The organism is Erythrobacter sp. AP23 (assembly GCF_001542855.1).
In the GTDB taxonomy this organism is placed as follows: domain Bacteria; phylum Pseudomonadota; class Alphaproteobacteria; order Sphingomonadales; family Sphingomonadaceae; genus Qipengyuania.
This window is the reverse complement of record NZ_LNBY01000017.1, coordinates 323,306-339,823: the sequence shown is the minus strand read 5'-3', so window position 1 is coordinate 339,823 and position 16,518 is coordinate 323,306. Positions and strand designations below refer to the sequence as shown.

Sequence of the window (16,518 nt, the reverse complement as noted above, 5' to 3'; positions counted from 1 at the left end):
GGGGAAGCGGGATGGCACAGGTTCTCGGCATCGAAAGTTCCTGCGACGAAACCGCGGTTGCGCTGGTGGATAGCGAGCGGAGGATCGTGGCGCAGCGCATCGCCTCTCAGGATGCGGAACACGCACCCTATGGCGGCGTGGTACCCGAAATAGCTGCACGCGCGCATGCCGAACGGCTCGCCCCGATGATCGAGGGCGTTCTGGAAGATGCCGGAATCGCGCTGGCAGATTGCGATGCCATCGCCGCGACTGCCGGACCGGGCCTGATCGGCGGTGTCATGGTCGGTCTGGTCAGTGCCAAGGCGCTGGCGATGGCGAGCGATACGCCGCTCATAGCGATCAACCACCTCGAAGGTCATGCGCTGAGTCCGCGCCTCGCCGACGCAACGATCGGCTTTCCCTATGCCCTGCTGCTGGTTTCGGGCGGCCATTGCCAGATCCTGAAGGTCGATGGCGTGGGCGAGTATCGCCGCCTTGCCACCACGATCGACGATGCGCTGGGCGAGGCTTTCGACAAGACCGCCAAGATCCTCGGTCTCGGCTTTCCGGGCGGGCCTGCGGTCGAGCGCGCGGCGCTGGAAGGCGATGCGGATGCGGTCCCCCTCCCCCGCCCGATGGTGGGCAGCGGCGAGCCGCATTTTTCCTTCGCCGGCCTGAAAAGCGCGGTCCTGCGCGCCGACGAATGCGGGCAGTATGCGGTCGCCGATATTGCCGCGAGCTTCCAGCAGGCAGCGGTCGATTGCGTAACCGATCGGTTGCGTATCGCGATCGAAGGCATGGACGATGTCGACACACTGGTGGTCGCGGGCGGGGTCGCCGCCAACGCCACGGTGCGCCGCGCGCTCGAGCGGCTTGCCGCCGACCACGACATGCGCTTCGCCGCCCCGCCGCCCAAGCTGTGTACGGACAATGCCGCGATGATCGCATGGGCGGGGATCGAGCGACTGGGACAGGACGATCCGCTCGATATCTCGGCGCGGCCACGCTGGCCGCTCGACCCCGAGGCCGAACCGGTTCGCGGCGCAGGAGTGAAGGCATGAACAGCGTAGGCGTTCTCGGAGCGGGTGCCTGGGGCACGGCGCTGGCACAGATGCTCGCCAGCGACGGGCGCGATGTGCTCATCTGGGCGCGTGAGGAGGAATTGGTCGAGGAGATCAATTCCGCGCACACCAATTCGCTCTTCCTGCCCTCTGCCAAGCTCGCCGAAACGATCCGCGCGACCGGCGAGCTTGAAGAAATGGCGAGGCTCGACACCTTGCTGGTGGTCACGCCCGCCCAGCACATGGGCAGCGTGCTCGATTCGATGCCGTCGCATCCGCGAGACCTCGTGCTCTGCTCGAAGGGTATCGAGGCCGGCACCGGGCAGTTGATGAATCACGTGGCCAAGCGCGCCGCGCCCGGCAGCGCCATCGCGGTCCTGTCCGGCCCAACCTTCGCGCATGAGGTCGCGGCCGGCCTGCCCACCGCAGTTACGCTCGCCTGCGACGACGGCGAGGCGCAGTGGGATCGCCTTTCGCCGGTCATCGCGCGGCAGGCCTTCCGGCCCTATTATTCGGACGATGTGGTCGGGGCCGAAATCGGCGGGTCGGTCAAGAACGTCCTCGCGATCGCCTGCGGCGTGGTCGACGGGATCGGGCTGGGCCAGAACGCGCGTGCCGCGCTGATCGCGCGCGGCTATGCCGAGATGCTGCGCTTCGGCGAGGCACTGGGCGCGCGTGCCGAAACGCTGGCGGGCCTGTGCGGGCTGGGCGATCTCGTGCTTACCTGCTCCTCCACCTCGAGCCGCAATTTCTCGCTCGGCAAGGCGCTGGGCGAAGGGCAGAAGGCCGCGGAGCTGATGGCCGAGCGCAAGACGGTGGCAGAAGGCGCGCACACGGCGCCGGTCCTGGTCGAACTGGCTGCGCGGCACGCGGTCGCGATGCCGATCGTGACGGCGGTTTACGGCCTGCTCAAGGGCGATGAACCGCGAAAGGTGGTCTCCGACCTGCTCTCGCGCCCGTTGCGCGCCGAACAGGGCAATGCCGAGTGACAGCGGAAAAACCCGATGCGGATCTCTCCGCCCTGGCAAAGGGCGGGCGGCAGAACTTCTTCGGGTTCCTGCTGCGCCTCCTCGCGCGGCTTCCATTTCTGTTCATTGCGGGTCGTCTCTACGGCCCCGATGCGCTGGGCCGCTTCGCCTCGGCACTGGTCGTCGTCGAGCTGGTCGCGCTGGTCTGCGCGATGGGCGAAAAGCGCGGCCTGGCGCAGCGACTTGCCGAGGGCGAGGATAGCCATCCGGCGAACCTCGTCTATGACGGGATGCTTCTCGCGCTGCTGTTCTCCAGCCTCGCTGCCACTTTCTTCTGGTTCGTCCCCGCGCCCCTGTTTCCAAGCGGCGAATATACCGAGCTCGATCGGTTCATCGTGCTGGCCATTCCCGCCTATGCGCTGACCGAAATCGTCCTCGCCGCGCAGGCCTATAAATACGATATCGCCACCACCGTCCGCGCCCGCGCCGTGGTCGAACCGTGGACGATCTCGATCATGGCTGGCGTGTTCTATTTCGTGCCCGCGCTCAGCGAATCGGGCCTGGCAATGGCCTATCTGGCCTCGATCTATGCCGGTCTCGCCACCGGGTTATGGTCTTTCTTTCGGAGCTATGGCCCACCGAGGGGATGGCGCCCGCATCCGGTTTATATGGGCAAGATGACAGTGCGTGCCTTGCCGCTGGCAACCGCCGATGCGATCGAATGGGGCACGCGGCGCGTCGATATCTTCATCCTCGGCCTGTTCGCCGCGCCCGCGGCCGTCGGCGTCTATTACATCGCCCAGCAGGTCGCGAGCTTGCCCCAGAAGCTAAAGACCAGCTTCGAGCCGATCCTCGGCCCCGTCATCACCAAGAACCTCAAGACGAAGAACTACGAGGCGATCGCCAAGCAGATCTGCCAGGTCGGATTCTGGATTGTCGCAATGCAGGCCGGCATTGCACTCGCGCTGGGCGTGCCGGGCGAGGCGGTGATGGGCCTCGTCGGCCCGGAATTCGTCGGCGGGACGGGCGCGCTCGCCTTCCTGCTGATCGCCGAAGTCGTCGCCGCGACGGCGGTCGTGTCCGAAGCGGTGCTGGTCTATGTCGCGCGGGTCCGCAATCTGTGGATCTCGATCGGCACGATCGCGCTGCAGGCCGCGCTGACCGTAGTGCTGATCGAAGCGATGGTCCGCGGCGGCTATGGCGAACCGTTCAAGGCCGCTGCCGCCGCTATTGCGCTGATGCTGGCGCTGGGCACCGCGAGCCTCGTGAAAGCCGTAATGTTGTCGAAAATCCTCGGCCACACGATCAACACCTTCCGCTGGCCGCTACTGTGGGCGGTGGCACCCGCCGTGCTGGTCGGCTGGCTGGCGACGCAATTGCCCGAATGGGCCGAGCTGATCATCGGCATCCCCGCGATCCTGGCGGTCTATGGGTTCATCATCTGGACTCGCGGTTTCGGGCCGGAAGACCGCGTGCTGTTCAGGCGCAATCTCGACAAGGACGAACCCAAGCGGATCTGATCCGATCGTTTCACGCCGCACAGGTTCAGTGAGCATTCACCCCGCGGCGATCTAACTCCATATCGCTGAAATATCGGGGAGGACTGCCGATGCGTTTCGCCAAATTCGCCGCCGCCTGCGCCGCCGCTGCACTGATCGCCGGATGCGCCTCTCAACAGGGGGGCGACGAGATCGTCCTGACCGGTTCCAAGGCCGAGACTTCGGACAGCAGCCGTGCGCCACCGCCTCCGCCTCCACCGCCACCCCCGGGCATGGCCGCGCCCGCGCCGCTGGTATTGACCGGTTCGCGCGTCGCGGCGGAAACGGCTGCATCGCCAGCAGGGACTGCCGCAGCGGACAGCAGCTATCGGTACTTTCCGCCGGTCTTCGTTCCCGCACCGCCCAGCCGCGATCAATATGACGGCGAGGAAGTGTCCCCGGTCAAGCTGGTCGCCAACGAGCCGGTTTCGACTTTCTCCGTCGATGTCGACACCGGCGCCTATACCAATGCGCGCCGCTTCATTTCGGAAGGCCGGTTGCCGCCCCAGGCGGCGGTGCGGACCGAGGAATTCGTCAATTACTTTCGCTACGATTACGAGCGTCCCGATACGCCGGCACAGCCCTTCACGGTCAACACCGATGTAGCGGTTACCCCGTGGAACGCCAATTCGCGGCTCGTGCGCATCGGCCTTGCGGGCTATGAAATGCCCGAACAGGAGCGTCCGCCGGCCAATCTCGTCTTCCTGCTCGACGTTTCCGGCTCGATGGCAAGCCGCGACAAGCTACCGCTGGTCAGAACCGCAATGCGCCAGCTCGCCGGCCAGCTGACCGAAAAGGACCGCGTCTCGATCGTCGTCTATGCCGGCGCGGCGGGTCTCGTGCTCGAGCCGACCAATGACGAGCGCAAGATCAAGGACGCGCTCGACCAGCTGAACGCGGGTGGTTCCACCGCGGGCGGTGCGGGCATCGAGCTCGCCTATCGCGTGGCCGAAGCGAGCCGGATCGAGGGCGGCGTCAACCGCGTGATCCTGGCGACCGACGGCGATTTCAACGTCGGTACATCGGATCGCGAGTCGCTGGTGGAGCTGATCGAAAAGAAGCGCGAGACCGGCGTCACCCTGTCGGTGCTCGGCTTCGGGCGCGGCAATCTCAACGATGCGATGATGGAACAGGTCGCCAATAACGGGAACGGCAATTATTCCTACATCGACAGCGCGCTGGAGGCGCGCAAAGTCCTCGGCGACGAAATGGGCGCGACGCTCTTCACCATCGCCAAGGACGTGAAGATCCAGGTCGAATTCAATCCCGCCGTGATCAGCCAATACCGCCTCGTGGGGTACGAAAACCGGATTTTGCGCGAGGAAGACTTCGACAATGACGCCATCGATGCCGGGGATATCGGCGCGGGCCACCAGGTAACCGCGATCTATGAAGTGGTGCCGGTCGGCGAGCGAGGCTGGATCCCGGCGCGTCGCTACGAGGATACGCCCGACACGCGGGCGCGCGAACTGGCGGCCGAGGCAGCGTATATCAAGCTGCGCTACAAGCTGCCCGACGGCGAGACCTCGCGGCTGACGACCTACACGCTGCCGACTTGGGCGCTGAATACGTCCCGCGCGCCCGGCGGCGATTTCGCCTTTGCCAGTGCAGTGGCGGCTTTCGGGCAAAAGCTGCGCGGCGATGCGATGCTATCGGACTATTCCTATCCGCAGATCGCCGCTCTCGCGGGCACGCAGCGCGATTTCTGGCGGCAGGAATTCCTTCAGCTGGTGAAGACCGCGCAAACCCTCGAATAGCCCGCTTGGCAGGCGGGTCGGCACGCGGCTAAGAGCCATGCCATGCCGATCCGCCCTTCCCTCGCCATAATCGCCGGCATCCTCGTCACCGGTGCCAGCGCCTATCTGTTGGCCGAGCCGATGGCACCGGACTTCATCGCCGGGCTGGAGGAACAATCGGCCACGGCGATTGCCGAGGCTGGCGGAACCGGTGTCACGGCCCGATTCGCCAGCGCCAGCGGCAAACCCTCTCGTCATCCGCTGTTGAGCGGCGGGGAGGGGCTCGACGAGGCGACGCGCGCCAAGGTCGCCCGCGCGGTCTACAACGTGCCGGGCGTCGGCGGCGTGGTTTGGAGCGACGGAACGGTGCGCGCCGAAAGCGACGAGCCGACCTTCCAGCCGCTGCATTGCCAGGAAGACGTCGAGGGCCTGCTGCGCACCCGCTCGATCCGTTTCGAGGAAGCGAGCAGTGCGATCCTGCCTGCCAGCCGCGTATTGCTGGACGAAGTGGCGGATGCGCTGCGGCCCTGCCTCGGCTCGATCATCGCGATCACCGGCCACACGGACCAGTCCGGCACCGAGCCGGGCAATCTGGCGCTCAGCATGGAGCGCGCGCGTGCGGTGCGCGAGGCACTGGTCCGGCGCGGCATTCCGCGCGACGGCCTGCGCGCCAGCGGAGTCGGCTCGAGCCAGCCGGTCGAAGGCCTCGCGCCGACCGATCCCGCCAACCGGCGTATCGAATTCTCGGTCATCCGCACCGAACCGCTCCGCCCCACTCCCGTCGATACGCCGGGAGCGCGCTGACATGTCTCTGTGGTTCGAACTCGCCGCGCTGATGATCGTCGCCTATGGGGCGGGGATCGGCATCGGCTGGGCGCTTTGGGGCCGTCACGACAAGCACAAGGAATAATCGATGAGCGAATTGATCCAGACCTACTGGCCCATGATCGTCGCCGCGCTGGTGCTCGGCGTGGCCGTAGCATGGTTCGTCTTCAGCACCTCGCGCAAGACGCGCGTGACCGGCACCAGCCGCGACGTGCTCGACGAAGGCGCCGCCCCGGCCGAGCGCAACAAGGCGCTGATCGACAGCGCGCCCGCCGCCACGCCGATGCAGCCCGCCGGCGGAGCGGCCGCGACGCCCGATGCCACTGGCGACGACCTCACCCGGATCAAGGGCCTCGGTCCCAAGCTGGCCGCCACACTACGCGACATGGGCGTGACCGGGTTCGCCCAGATCGCCGCCTGGGACGATGCCGAGATCGACCGGATCGACGCTCGGCTCGGTCGTTTCCAGGGCCGCATCCGGCGCGACGACTGGGTCGGCCAGGCGAAGCTGCTGGCGCAGGGCGATGACGCCGGTTTCGCTCAGCGCTACGGCAAATTGTCGTAGAATCAGGAACCATCCCCCTCATACGGTATTCAACTACTTGGGTCGGCATGAGAGGAGAAGCTGCATGGGTCAGCGATTGCGGGTGCTCGTCGCCGAAGATGAGATGATTATCGGATACGATCTTTGCGACACGGTCGCGGAAGCGGGTTATACGGTCGAAGGGCCCTATGACGATCTGTCTTCCGCCATGCTTGCCTATCAAAAAGCCAAGCCCGATATCGCCATTCTCGACGTCAAGCTGGGCGACGGCATCGTCTACCCGCTCGCCGAGCAGATGATGGCAGAGAACGTCTCCGTCATCTTCCATTCGGGCCAGCTGACCCCAGAGGAAGTGGCCGTACGCTTCCCGCAGGCGCAGGCCCTGTCCAAGCCCTGCCCCCCGGCAGCGGTGATCGACTCGATCCAGCGCGCCGCAGCGCACGCTTGATCGCATAGCCCGGGGCGCATCCGGAACATCGCCACATTCCGATCCTTTCCTTGGGTAAGTACCAAGGAAAGGATTGCCAATGTCGCTTCAGAAAATGGTCGCCGCACACCCGCAGGTCGATAACGAAACCGAAGAGCTGGTGCTCGCCGCCAGGCACGCCATGCTGTGTTCGCTGTTCTGCACCAGCTGCGCCGATGCCTGCGTGGCCGAAGACATGGATATGGCGCAGTGCATCCGCAATTGCCTCGATTGCGCAGATGTCTGCGCCGCCACCGCACGTCTGGCGACGCGCCGCACCGCGCAGAATATCGAGGTCCTGCGCGCGCAGCTCGAGACCTGCATCACCGCCTGCGAAACCTGTGCCGCGGAATGCGAAAAGCACGACGATCCGCATTGCACGCTCTGCGCGAAAATGTGCCGCGAATGCGCGGAAGACTGCCGCAAGGCATTGCCGTTGGTTAAGTGAGCTCCGCGCGCCGTCCAGCCCCTTGCCCCGCGCCCGCAAGCCTGCCATCGGCTGGATCGTAACAAAGGAGACAACATGGCCGGAATGGTTCCGTTCGCCTGGGACGATCCCTTCAACCTCGACGACCAGCTGACCGAGGACGAGCGGATGATCCGCGACGCCGCGCATGCCTTTGCGCAAGGCGAGCTGCAGCCGCGCGTGATCGAGAACTTCTCGAAAGAAGTCGACGATCCCGAACTCTTCCCCATGATGGGCGAAGCCGGTCTGCTGGGTGCGACCGTGCCTGAGGAATATGGCGGCGCAGGCGCAAGCTATGTCGCCTATGGCCTGATCGCACGCGAGATCGAGCGGGTCGATTCAGGCTATCGCTCGATGGCCAGCGTTCAGTCGAGCCTCGTGATGTATCCGATCCATGCCTATGGGTCAGAAGAGCAGCGCAAGAAGTACCTGCCCGGCCTCGCCAGCGGACAGCTGATCGGCTGCTTCGGCCTGACCGAACCCGATGCCGGAAGCGATCCCGCGGGCATGAAGACGGTCGCGAAGAAGGTCGACGGCGGATATGTCATCTCGGGCTCGAAGACCTGGATCTCGAACTCCCCCTTCGCCGACGTCTTCGTCGTGTGGGCCAAGAGCGAAGCGCATGGCGGCGGCATTCGCGGTTTCGTGCTCGAAAAGGGCATGGAGGGGCTTTCCGCCCCCAAGATCGAAGGCAAGCTGAGCCTGCGCGCCTCGACCACCGGCATGATCGTGATGGACGAGGTCGAGCTTGGCGAGGATGCGCTGTTGCCGGATGTGCAGGGCCTCAAGGGTCCGTTCGGCTGTCTCAACCGGGCACGTTACGGCATCAGCTGGGGCGCGATGGGCGCGGCCGAATTCTGCATGCACGCCGCGCGGCAATACGGCCTCGACCGGCACCAGTTCGGCGTTCCGCTGGCCTCGAAGCAGCTCTACCAGCTCAAGCTCGCCGACATGATGACCGACATCGCGCTCGGCCTGCAATCGAGCCTGCGCGTGGGCCGCCTGATGGACGAAGGCAAGTTTGCCCCCGAAATGATTTCGATCGTCAAGCGCAACAATGTCGGCAAGGCGCTGGATATCGCGCGCAAGGCCCGCGACATGCACGGCGGCAACGGGATCTCGGAAGAATACCAGGTGATCCGCCACATGGTGAACCTCGAGACGGTCAACACCTACGAGGGCACGCACGATGTCCATGCGCTTATCCTCGGCCGCGCAGTGACCGGGATCGCCGCGTTCTGATGGCGATCGCGTCGTCGATACTGTCCTACATGGCGGCCGTATGCCACAGCCGTGTCATGTCGTCCGATTTCGCCCTTTTTGCGCATTTTGTCGCCGGAAACGCAGCCCGCGTGGGGCAGGGATCTTTTTTGCTATTGGACCGTGTAACAGGCGGTCCATGTCGTGAACTGACCCTCGGCAATTCCAACACGACCGGAGAACCGGCATGATCCGCCTCCACGGCTACTATCGCAGCTCGACCAGCTATCGCCTGCGCATCGCGCTCGAGCTGAAGGGGCTGGATTACGAATACGTGCCGGTGAACCTGCTCAAGTCCGAGCAGAAGGGCGCAGCCTTCACCAGCCGCAATCCGTTCGGTTCGGTTCCGCTGCTCGAGGTCGACGGCAAGGATTACGTCCAGTCGATGGCCCAGCTCGAATGGCTGGACGAAGCCTATCCCGACAAGCCGCTGCTGCCTGGGGACGTGTCGGATCGCTACGTTGCGCGCGAACTGGCCCATGCCATCGCGACCGAACTGCACGCGCCCTTGAACCTGCCCGTCCTCAAGTACCTGGCCAACGAATACGGCAAGTCGCAGGACGAAATCGGCGTGTGGTATCGCCACTGGCTCGCCCGCACGCTCGACCCGCTCGAAGCGCGGCTGGCGCAGCTCGGCACGGGCGACTTCCTGTTCGCCAAGCCCGGCTTCTTCGAGGTTTGCCTGCTGCCGCAGGTCTAACAATGCGCGACGGTTCGGTTTCGACTTCGGCGACAAGCCGCACATCTCCCGGATCGAAAGCGCCTGCCTCGCATTGCCCGAGTTCCAGCGCGCCCATCCGGACAATCAACCCGACAATCCCGAGAGGACCTGACACCCATGAAGCTCGCAACACTCAAAGACGGCACGCGCGACGGCAAGCTCGTCGTCGTCTCCAAGGACCTCACCCGTTATTGCGCCGCCGACAACATCGCGCCGACGCTGCAGGCCGCACTCGACAATTGGGACGAGATCGCGCCCAAGCTCGAGGCGCTCTATACCGATGTCGAACACCAGGCGGTTCCCACCGAGCGCTTTCACGAGCGCGAGGCGCATTCGCCGCTGCCGCGCGCCTACCAGTGGGCCGATGGATCGGCCTACATCAACCACGTCGAACTGGTGCGCAAAGCGCGCGGCGCCGAAGTGCCCGAAAGCTTCTACCACGACCCGCTGATGTATCAGGGCGGCTCCGACAACTTCCTCGCCCCACGCGACGACATTCCGCTGAAGGACACCAAGTGGGGCTGCGACATGGAAGGCGAAATCGCGGTCGTCACCGACGATGTGCCGATGGGCGTCACCAGTGAACAGGCCGCCGACCACATCAAGCTGGTCATGCTGGTCAACGACGTGTCCCTGCGCGGCCTGATCCCGGGCGAGCTGGCCAAGGGCTTCGGCTTCTTCCAGTCGAAGCCGGCCAGCGCATTCAGCCCCGTCGCGGTCACGCCCGACGAGCTGGGCGACGCGTGGAAAGGCAGCGTCATCCACCTGCCGCTGATGGTCGACTACAATGGCAAGGCCTTCGGCCGCGCCAATGCCGGGGTCGATGCGACCTTCAGCCTCGCCGATCTCGTCGCCCATGCGGCGAAGACGCGCGATCTGGGCGCAGGGACGATCATCGGCTCGGGCACGGTCTCCAACCAGGGTCCCGAGGGCGATCCGGGCAAGCCGGTGGCCGAAGGCGGCCTCGGCTACAGCTGCATCGCCGAAATCCGCATGATCGAAACCATTGCAGACGGCGAGGCCAAGACCCGCTTCATGGCGCCGGGCGACACGGTGCGCGTCGAGATGAAGGATGCCGAGGGGCATTCGATCTTCGGCGCGATCGAACAGAAGGTGGTCGAGGCCTGACGCCTCCGTTTCCGTCGCAAGTCCCGCCGTGCCCGATGCACCTTCCCCGAAGAGCCGCTGGCGCTTAGCGATAGCCGTTGTCCTGGGCGGACTTCTGGCGTTGGTCCTGCTTGCCACGAGCGCGCAGCCATGGGTGCCTGAAAAAGCCCATGCAACGGCCGAGCAGGTAACCGCGGCGCGCGCACTCGCCAATGAGGCCAGGCTGAGCCGCGAGACGGGCAAACCGGTGGAACTGGAGCTCGACAATGCCGAGCTCGAGGCCATTTCCGCCATGGTGACGCAGGGCTTTGCCCCCAACCGGTTCGATGCAAGCCTGCAGGACGGTGTCTTGACGCTCACCGGCAGCCGTCCCCTCCTGTTCCGCTGGATCAACATCCGCGCTCAGGCCAGCGGCTCCAGCGAAGGCGTGCCGGGCTTTACAGTCAGCATCGGCAGCATCCCGCTGCCACGCTGGCTCTCGCAATGGGGGCTCGGTCTCATACAGCGGCGCATGGCGGCAAATGGTGGAACGCTGCCGCCGATCGAGACCATCCTGCGCTCGACGAGGATCGGGTCCGACACTCTTACCGCAAAGGTTCTGGTGCCGCAGGGCAGCCTGCTTGCCCATGCGCGGGCAACCGGCACGCCGGCAATCGACGAGGGTGCGGTGGCCGCGATCTATTGCGGACTGGCAAACCGGCAAAGCAGCACCCCCGCTCCCATGCTGGTGCATCAGCTGCGGCGCGCGCTCGCCGCGTCGGAGCCGACGCCCGAGGGGCATGGCGCAGCGCTGGTCGCGCTGGCACTGTTCTCGCTGGGTCCCGATGCGAAGGAGCTGGCCGGCAATAGCGGAGCTCTCGGTTCCTGTACGGCATCGCCGATGCAACTGACGCTGCAGGGGCGCGAGGACTGGGCCAAGCACTGGGCGCTATCCGCCGCGCTCGAAGCCACGACCGGCAGCCGGATCAGCGCTGCAATCGGCGAGTGGAAGGAATTGGCCGACACGCTGGCGAGAAGCCCGCTGCTGGCCCCCGGCGACCCGAGCGGCTTCTCCTTCGTGGACCTCGCCAGCGATCGAGCGGGCATGATGACTGCCCGGCGCCTGCTCGATCCCGACGAGCTGGTCGCGACGCGGGCGAAGCTGCTCTCCGCACGGGACGGCGATCTGCTGCCTGCGGCCGTGCTGGGCCTCGACGACGGGCTCACCGAAGCGGAATTCGCCGCACGCTATGGCGCGACCGACGACCCGCGCTTCGAAGCGAAGGTCGACGCAATCGATCAAATGCTCCGGCGAGGCGGGATCGGCTGATCTCGCCTCCCCGCGTCCCGCCGGAAGTTGTGGCTACATCGAGCGGGCGATGAGCATCTTCATGACTTCGTTCGAACCGCCGAAGATGCGGGTGATGCGTGCATCGCGATACATCTTGGCGATCGGATACTCGTTGATGTAACCCGCGCCGCCGTGCAGCTGGAGGCACTTGTCGACCACCTCGCTCTGGAGCTCGGTGACCCAGTATTTGGCCATCGCCGCCGTCGCGACATCGAGTTCGCCCTTGAGCAGCTTGGCGATGCAATCGTTGACGAAGACGCGCGCCGCCGTGCCGCGCGCCTTGAGGTCCGCGAGCACGAACTGCGTGTTCTGGAAATCCCAGATCGTCTGACCGAAGGCCTTGCGGCTCTTGACGTATTCGATCGTGACATCGAGCGCCTTCTCGATCCCCGTCGCCGCCCCCATCGCGATGACCAGGCGTTCCTGCGCCAGCTCGCCCATCAGCTGGTAGAAGCCCTTGCCTTCGACCCCGCCGAGCACGTTCTCGGCCGGTACGAAGACGTTGTCGAAGAACAGCTCCGACGTGTCCGCAGCGTCGAGCCCGATCTTGTCGAGCTTCTTGCCGCGCTGGAATCCTTCAGCGCCTTCGGTCTCGAGCAGCATCAGCGAGATGCCCTTGGCGCGCTCGTTCGGGTCGGTCTTGGCAACGACCACGATGAAATCCGCGGTCTGGCCGTTGGAGATATAGGTCTTGGCGCCGTTGATGCGGTAGCCATTGCCGTCCTTGAGTGCGGTGGTGGTGATCGACTGGAGGTCGGACCCCACACCCGGCTCGGTCATGGCGATGGCGCTGACCAGCTCGCCCGTGACCAGCTTGGGAAGGTACTTCTTCTTCTGCTCTTCGGTACCGTGGCGCACGAGATAGGGGAGGATGATCGTATTGTGCAGGCTGGCGGCGAATCCATCGACACCGTGCTTCGCCTGCTGATCGATGACCACCATGTCGTGACGGAAATCGCCCCCATGGCCGCCATATTCCTCGGGCACCGAGACGCCGAGCAGGCCTGCCGCACCCGCTTCGTTCCAGAATTCGCGTTCTACCTGGCCGTCCTCGCGCCATTTTGCGACCCGCTTTTCCGGCGCGTGTTGCTGGTAGAACTTGCCCACGGCGTCGGCGAAGATGGCAATTTCCTCGTCTTCCATGAACTCGGGCTGGGGTACGTCGATTACGGGCATCTCTCGGGTTCCTCTCGAAAATCTTTGTTGCGTGCCGTAGGGTCTTACTTGCCCTTCCAATTCGGCTTGCGCTTCTCGGCGAAGGCAGCAGCGCCTTCGCGGGCGTCTTCGGATACGAAGACCGGCGCGATCAGCTGGGTCTGGCGGGTATAGCGTTCGTCCATCGGCCATCCGCGCGATTGCTTGATGACCTGCTTCGACACACGCACGGCGAGCGGACCGTTGGCGACGATGCTCGCAGCGAGTTTTTTTGCGCCCGATAGCGCGTCGCCCTCGGTCACGCGGTTGATCAGGCCGAGCTCATAGGCGCGGGCTGCGTCGATGAAATCGCCGGTCAGCGCCAGCTCCATCGCGATCCTCTCTGGGATCTGGTCGGGCAGCATCATCACGCCGCCCGCCGCTGCGACAAGGCCGCGTTTCACTTCCGGAATGCCGAATTTCGCGCCCGCATTGGCAACCACCAGATCGCAGGCGATCATCAGTTCGAGACCGCCAGCCAGTGCATAGCCTTCGACTGCTGCGATCAACGGCTTCTCTGGCGGCTTCTGCACCACACCGCCGAAGCCGCGACCCTCTATGCTCGGCGATTCGCCGCGCAGGAAGCCTTTCAGGTCCATGCCCGAGCAGAAGGTGCCGCCCGCGCCGGTCAGGATGCCGACGCGCAGGCTGTCATCGCTGTCGAGCCGGTCCATCGCCGCGGCAATCCCCTCGGCGGCGGCCTTGGTCATCGCGTTCTTGGCTTCGGGCCGGTTGATGGTGACGACGAGAATGCCGTCCTCTTCGCTGGTGAGGACTTCCTCGGACATAGCTGTTCTCTCCCATTTCAATTCGAAACTTGTCTTGCGCCCTTGCTGCTCGACGTTTACGCAAACGTCAACCGGCATTTGCCGCACAAAACGACAAGTCGAGAGGAGTTCACGCCATGGCCGAAGCCTATATCATCGATGCCGTCCGCACCCCGCGCGGGATCGGCAAGCAGGGCAAGGGCGCGCTTGCGCATATGCATCCGCAGCATCTGGCCGCGACCTGCCTCAAGGCGATCAAGGACCGCAACGATCTCGATACGGCGACGGTCGACGACGTGATCTGGTCGGTCAGCACGCAGGACGGCATGCAGGCGGGCGACCTGGGCCGGATGGCTGCGCTCGACGCGGGCTACGACATTACCTCGTCGGGCACTACGCTCGACCGTTTCTGCGGCGGCGGTATTACCTCGGTGGCGCTGGCCGCAGCGCAGGTGATGAGCGGCATGGAAGACTGCGTCGTCGCCGGCGGCACCGAGATGATGAGCCTCACCGCACAGATGTCGAAGGACAAGATGGCCGCCGGCCTCAAGCCGCCGATGATGGGCAGCTATAACGAGCGGCTGATGCGCAGCCACCCGCAAAGCCACCAGGGCGTGTGCGGCGATGCCATCGCCACGATAGAGGGCTTCACACGCGAGGAGCTGGACGAAGTCGGTTTCCGCAGCCAGCAGCGCGCCGCCAAGGCGATCGGGGAAGGGCGCTTCGACAAGTCGGTCGTTCCGGTGAAGGACGATGATGGCAACGTCGTGCTCGACAAGGAAGAATATCCGCGCCCGGGCACCACGATGGAAACGCTGGGCCAGCTCGAACCGGCCTTCGCCAAGATCGCCAATGTGCCGCTCGACAAGAACGGCACCACCTTTGCCGGCCTCGTCAACGCCAAATATCCCGACGTCGAGATCAAGCACTTTCACCACGCGGGCAACAGTTCGGGCGTGGTCGATGGCGCGGCGGCCGTGCTGGTTGCCAGCAAGGATTATGCGCAAGAGCACGGTCTCAAACCGCGCGCCCGCATCGTTGCGACCGCCAATATGGGCGATGACCCCACGCTGATGCTCAACGCGCCCGTCCCGGCAGCCAAGAAGGTCCTCGAGAAGGCGGGCCTGACCAAGGACGACATCGATCTCTACGAAATCAACGAGGCCTTCGCGGTCGTCGCCGCCAAATTTGTGCGCGATCTCGATCTCGACTGGGAAAAGGTGAACGTCAATGGCGGCTCGATCGCATTGGGCCACCCGATCGGTGCCACCGGCTCGATCCTGATCGGCACGATGGTCGACGAGCTGGAACGCCAGGACAAGCGCTACGGCCTCGTAACCATGTGCGCGGCGGGCGGCATGGCCCCCGCGATCATCATCGAGCGCGTGACCGATTTCGTCGACTGACGCCACCTGAGCATGCGCGCCCTCGCCTAGCCGTGCGAAAGCGGCTAGAGGGCGCGCCATGCATTTCCTCGACCAAGCCAAGATCTACCTCAAGTCCGGTGCGGGCGGCCCCGGTGCCGTCAGTTTCCGGCGCGAAAAATACATCGAATACGGCGGCCCCGACGGCGGCAATGGCGGCAAGGGTGGCGATATCGTGTTCGAAGCCGTGCAGGGCCTCAACACGCTGATCGACTTCCGTTACGCGCAGCACTTCAAGGCCAAGCGCGGCAACCACGGCCAGGGCAAGGACCAGACCGGCGCCGGTGCGCCCGATCTTGTGATCGAAGTGCCGGTGGGTACGCAGGTCCTGTCGGAAGACAAGGAAGACGTGCTCGCCGACTTCACCGAGGTCGGCCAGCGCGTGGTGTTCCTCGAAGGCGGCATGGGCGGACGCGGCAACGCCAGCTACAAGTCCAGCACCAACCGCGCCCCGCGCCAGCACCAGCCGGGCGAACCGGGCGAGGAAATGTGGGTCTGGCTGCGCTTGAAGCTGCTTGCCGACGTGGGCCTGCTCGGCCTGCCCAATGCGGGCAAGTCGACCTTCATCAACCAGGTCTCGAACGCCAAGGCCAAGGTCGGCCATTACGCCTTCACTACCTTGATCCCCAAGCTGGGCGTGGTGACGCACAAGGGCCGCGAATTCGTGATTGCCGACATTCCGGGCCTGATCGAAGGCGCCGCCGATGGCGCCGGCATCGGCGACCGGTTTCTCGGCCATATCGAGCGGTGTCGCGTGCTCATTCACCTGATCGACATTTCGGGCGACGATCCGGCGGAAGCCTACAAAACCGTCAATGCCGAACTCGAGGCCTATGGCGGTGGCCTCGCCGACAAGCCCCAAGTCGTAGCGCTCAACAAGCTCGACCTCGCCGATGAGGAATTGGGCGACGCCTTTGCCGAGGAATTGCTCGCCGCGGGTGCGGACAAGGTCTTCACGATCTCGGGGGCGACCGGCGCAGGAATTCCCGAACTGCTCGATGCCGTGCTCGGCTACCTGCCCGATCGCACCGCGACAGAGACCCATGCCGAAGAGATCGAGGACGAAGGCGACACGCCCGAATGGTCGCCGATCTGATCTTTCTGGCATCCAACAATTCGTCATCCCCGCGAA

Annotated in this window: 15 protein-coding genes and 1 pseudogene; 14 read left to right on the top strand and 2 right to left on the bottom strand. The window is 65.0% G+C overall.

The genetic code is table 11. The features are described 5' to 3' along the window. Window positions 1–11: 11 nt before the first annotated feature. From tsaD to ASS64_RS11490, 12 genes and pseudogenes are all read left to right on the top strand, one after another. On the top strand, window positions 12–1,040 hold the full coding sequence (gene tsaD, locus ASS64_RS11545) for a tRNA (adenosine(37)-N6)-threonylcarbamoyltransferase complex transferase subunit TsaD (RefSeq protein WP_067694431.1): 1,029 nt from the start codon (window positions 12–14) through the stop codon (window positions 1,038–1,040). Continuing rightward, complete coding sequence (locus tag ASS64_RS11540) at window positions 1,037–2,029, top strand: NAD(P)H-dependent glycerol-3-phosphate dehydrogenase (protein WP_067694429.1); 993 nt, start codon at window positions 1,037–1,039, stop codon at window positions 2,027–2,029. Before tsaD ends, ASS64_RS11540 begins: the two co-directional genes overlap by 4 nt. Continuing rightward, entirely contained in the window at window positions 2,026–3,528 is a 1,503-nt protein-coding gene (locus ASS64_RS11535; protein ID WP_067694426.1) for a lipopolysaccharide biosynthesis protein, read from the top strand. The genes ASS64_RS11540 and ASS64_RS11535 overlap by 4 nt, the downstream gene beginning before the upstream one ends. Window positions 3,529–3,617: 89 nt before the next feature. Then, window positions 3,618–5,303: a VWA domain-containing protein gene (locus ASS64_RS11530; protein WP_067694423.1), complete on the top strand. Its 1,686-nt coding sequence runs from the start codon at window positions 3,618–3,620 to the stop codon at window positions 5,301–5,303. A 42-nt stretch (window positions 5,304–5,345) separates the two neighbouring features. Next, window positions 5,346–6,086, top strand: coding sequence for an OmpA family protein (locus tag ASS64_RS11525; protein WP_067694420.1), 741 nt, complete (start codon window positions 5,346–5,348; stop codon window positions 6,084–6,086). Between the two features lie 109 nt (window positions 6,087–6,195). Then, window positions 6,196–6,672 (top strand): hypothetical protein, encoded by a 477-nt coding sequence (locus tag ASS64_RS11520; RefSeq protein WP_067694417.1) that lies wholly within the window; start codon window positions 6,196–6,198, stop codon window positions 6,670–6,672. Window positions 6,673–6,736: 64 nt separating this feature from the next. Then, entirely contained in the window at window positions 6,737–7,099 is a 363-nt protein-coding gene (locus ASS64_RS11515) for a response regulator (RefSeq protein ID WP_067694414.1), read from the top strand. Window positions 7,100–7,178: 79 nt separating this feature from the next. Further along, window positions 7,179–7,565 carry a four-helix bundle copper-binding protein gene (locus ASS64_RS11510; protein WP_067694410.1) on the top strand — a complete coding sequence of 129 codons (387 nt, stop codon included), beginning with the start codon at window positions 7,179–7,181 and terminating at the stop codon, window positions 7,563–7,565. A gap of 84 nt (window positions 7,566–7,649) precedes the next feature. Then, window positions 7,650–8,825: an acyl-CoA dehydrogenase gene (locus ASS64_RS11505; protein WP_067695223.1), complete on the top strand. Its 1,176-nt coding sequence runs from the start codon at window positions 7,650–7,652 to the stop codon at window positions 8,823–8,825. A gap of 208 nt (window positions 8,826–9,033) precedes the next feature. Further along, window positions 9,034–9,676, top strand: a pseudogene (gene maiA, locus ASS64_RS11500) (maleylacetoacetate isomerase). A 5-nt stretch (window positions 9,677–9,681) separates the two neighbouring features. Beyond that, window positions 9,682–10,692, top strand: a complete 1,011-nt coding sequence (locus ASS64_RS11495) for a fumarylacetoacetate hydrolase family protein (RefSeq protein WP_067694407.1) — start codon at window positions 9,682–9,684, stop codon at window positions 10,690–10,692. 133 nt (window positions 10,693–10,825) lie between these two features. Then, the gene (locus tag ASS64_RS11490; RefSeq protein WP_157075172.1) at window positions 10,826–11,980 is read left to right on the top strand and encodes a hypothetical protein; all 1,155 of its coding nucleotides are present in this window, start codon (window positions 10,826–10,828) and stop codon (window positions 11,978–11,980) included. A 33-nt stretch (window positions 11,981–12,013) separates the two neighbouring features. Here the strand turns inward: ASS64_RS11490 and ASS64_RS11485 are convergent, their stop codons facing one another. Both ASS64_RS11485 and ASS64_RS11480 read right to left on the bottom strand, forming a co-directional pair. Then, window positions 12,014–13,177 carry an acyl-CoA dehydrogenase family protein gene (locus ASS64_RS11485; protein WP_067694401.1) on the bottom strand — a complete coding sequence of 388 codons (1,164 nt, stop codon included), beginning with the start codon at window positions 13,175–13,177 and terminating at the stop codon, window positions 12,014–12,016. A 44-nt stretch (window positions 13,178–13,221) separates the two neighbouring features. Continuing rightward, entirely contained in the window at window positions 13,222–13,983 is a 762-nt protein-coding gene (locus ASS64_RS11480; protein WP_067694398.1) for a crotonase/enoyl-CoA hydratase family protein, read from the bottom strand. Window positions 13,984–14,099: 116 nt separating this feature from the next. On the opposite strand from ASS64_RS11480, the gene ASS64_RS11475 reads away from it, so the two are divergent. Both ASS64_RS11475 and obgE read left to right on the top strand, forming a co-directional pair. After that, a complete protein-coding gene (locus ASS64_RS11475; RefSeq protein WP_067694394.1) occupies window positions 14,100–15,368 on the top strand; it encodes an acetyl-CoA C-acetyltransferase in 1,269 nt (422 codons plus the stop codon). A 58-nt stretch (window positions 15,369–15,426) separates the two neighbouring features. Beyond that, window positions 15,427–16,482: a GTPase ObgE gene (gene obgE / locus ASS64_RS11470; RefSeq protein ID WP_067694391.1), complete on the top strand. Its 1,056-nt coding sequence runs from the start codon at window positions 15,427–15,429 to the stop codon at window positions 16,480–16,482. The last annotated feature ends 36 nt before the right edge of the window (window positions 16,483–16,518 follow it).